The organism is Pseudomonas yamanorum, from assembly GCF_013386765.1.
GTDB lineage: Bacteria > Pseudomonadota > Gammaproteobacteria > Pseudomonadales > Pseudomonadaceae > Aquipseudomonas > Aquipseudomonas yamanorum_A.
Genome location: NZ_JACARE010000072.1, coordinates 1 through 522, shown reverse-complemented (window position 1 = coordinate 522; position 522 = coordinate 1). Strand labels below are relative to the sequence as shown.

1 protein-coding gene is annotated in these 522 nt (G+C 65.5%); it reads left to right on the top strand.

Annotation, left to right across the window (positions count from 1 at the left end; translation table 11 throughout):
* Positions 1-522, top strand: a 522-nt coding sequence (locus tag HX875_RS31820) for an AMP-binding protein (protein ID WP_177048905.1), incomplete at both ends; no start/stop codon positions are given.

Below are 522 nucleotides of genomic sequence, written 5' to 3'. Positions count from 1 at the left end.
GGCGTTGCAGTTCGGCGAACAGCAGTTGACGTACCGGGAGCTTGATCAGCGCGCCAACCAATTGGCCCATCAACTGATCAGCCTTGGCGTAGGCCCCGAAGTACTGGTGGGGCTGGCGATGGAGCGCAGTCTGGAGATGGTCATTGGCTTGCTGGCGGTGCTCAAGGCCGGTGGGGCCTACGTCCCGCTGGACCCGGACTACCCGACGGAACGCCTGGCCTACATGATCGAAGACAGTGCCATCGGGTTGCTGCTGAGCCAGCGTCGCCTGTTGGCGCAATTGCCGATCCCGGCCGGCCTGGCCACGTTGTGCCTGGACGAACCGGGCGCCGAAGCGTTCCCCACCACGTGCCCGGGCATCAGCCTGGCGCCGGAAAACCTGGCGTACGTGATCTACACCTCCGGGTCCACCGGCAAGCCCAAGGGTGCCGGCAACCGGCACAAGGCGTTGACCAATCGCCTGTGCTGGATGCAGCAGGCCTACAGGCTGACGGCCGACGACGCGGTGTTGCAGAAGACGCC